Annotated in this window: 1 protein-coding gene; it reads right to left on the reverse strand. The window is 51.2% G+C overall.

Annotation, left to right across the window (positions count from 1 at the left end):
• Positions 1 to 339: 339 nt before the first annotated feature.
• A complete protein-coding gene (gnd, locus tag JJD41_RS24460) occupies positions 340 to 1,767 on the reverse strand; it encodes a decarboxylating NADP(+)-dependent phosphogluconate dehydrogenase (protein ID WP_200670485.1) in 1,428 nt (475 codons plus the stop codon).
• Positions 1,768 to 1,976 lie beyond the last annotated feature (209 nt).

Genomic DNA, 1,976 nt, shown 5'->3' on the forward strand with positions numbered 1-1,976 from the left:
GTGTCGATTTTCGGGGCATCGTAGACGCGAAGCGGCTTCTCGCTACCCCTCAATCGACGTGGGGAGTCCGTGTATTCCGACACTGACCTTTCAGGTACGGCGCGGGACCGATCGCTCCCCGAACCCCTCAAAAGTTAAACTGTCACTAAATCCGTGCAATTGGCAAGAGAGATCGCGGCAGTGTTTAACTTTGACAACAAATCGGGATATTCCCATGATTTTGTTTGGACAACACGAGCACCTCGTGACTCCTATATATTTTAAAAGCGATCGCCCCCGGAAGAGCGATCGCCTCAATCCTTGCTACAACTAATCAGAAATCATCGGCAAATTGGCAAACTATTCATTGACTTCCGACCATTCCGTATGGAAAAACTCGCCGCGCGGTTTGTCCAACCGTTCGTAAGTATGAGCGCCGAAATAATCCCGTTGAGCTTGGGTCAAATTTTGCGGGAGGCGATCGCGCCGATAGCTGTCAAAATAATCTAAAGACGCACTAAACGCCGGAACCGGAATCCCAGCATAATTCGCCGTCGCCAACACCTCGCGCCACGCCTCCTGACGATCTAAAATCGTCTGCTTGAACTCCGGCGCTAACAGCAAATTCGGCAAACTCGGATTGTCCTTAAACGCCGACTTAATCTTGTCCAAAAATCCCGCACGGATAATACATCCACCCTTCCAAATCCGGGAAATTTCACTCAGATTCAAATTATAATTAAAATCCGCCGACGCCTTCGCCAGCAAACTCATCCCCTGAGCGTAAGAACAAATCTTAGAACAGTAAAGCGCATCGCGAACCTTATCCACAAATCCCTTGACATCCCCGTCAAACTTAAACATCGGTCCGCTTAATTGCTGCGACGCCGCGCCCCGTTCCTCCTTAATCGAAGACATAATCCGCGCATTAACCGCCGCCGTAATCGTCGGAATCGAAACCCCGAATTCCAACGCACTCATCGCCGTCCAACGACCCGTCCCTTTTTGTCCCGCCGCATCGACAATTTGCTCCACTAACGGCTGATTCGTTTCCGGATCGATATATTTAAAAATATCCGCCGTAATTTCGATTAAAAACGAATTGAGCTCGTCAGTTTGATTCCATTCGGCAAAGACTTCGTGCAATTGCTTGTGGTCGAGACCCAAAACACTTTTGAGCAAGTCGTAAGCCTCGGCGATTAACTGCATATCGCCGTACTCGATCCCATTGTGAACCATTTTCACGTAATGACCCGCCCCACCCGGACCGATATAAGTCACGCACGGTCCGTCATCGACTTGCGCCGCAATTTTCGTCAGAATCGCCTCTAAATCTTTATAAGCTTGTTCCGTGCCTCCCGGCATCAAACTCGGGCCATTTAAAGCGCCTTCCTCGCCGCCACTGACCCCCATTCCCATAAAACCGAGGCCGACCGATTCTAACTCCTGAGTCCGGCGTTCCGTATCCTCGTAAAGGGAATTGCCGCCGTCGATAATCATATCCCCCGGTTCTAGTAACGGTTTGAGCTGGCCGATGACCGCATCCACGGGCTTACCCGCCTTCACCATCACCAAAATCCGCCGAGGACGTTCCAGAGACTCGACAAACTCTTCAATCGAATAAGTCGCCTTGACTTGCTTACCTTGGGCCCGTTCGGCCATAAACGCTTCCGTCACCGAACCCGTGCGATTGTACACCGAAACGGGAAATCCCTTGCTTTCCACATTGAGGGCGAGGTTCTCACCCATCACGGCCAACCCAATCACACCAAATTTTTGTTTCGTCATAACCTTGTAATGACCTCAGTCTCGTCAACTCTCCTACAGGGTAGCCCGATCTCTTCGAGCCAGACTGGAAAAAGATCGTGACATCCTCCCGACGCTCACCCTAACAGGTAGAGCGCGGGCTTCCCTTCCTCGCGGTTGGGTTTTCCTGCTTCATCGGGGTTCCCAAGCAACCTTCCTCTACAGGCAGTATCACCGTCTGTCCAACGGCT

Source organism: Oxynema mangrovii CENA135 (assembly GCF_016632315.1).
Classification (GTDB): Bacteria; Cyanobacteriota; Cyanobacteriia; order Cyanobacteriales; family Laspinemataceae; genus Oxynema; species Oxynema aestuarii.

Bases quoted from the DNA above. Each gene is read 5' to 3' on its own strand.
- gnd (WP_200670485.1), bottom strand. From the start codon at position 1,767: ATGACGAAACAAAAATTTGGTGTGATTGGGTTGGCCGTGATGGGTGAG.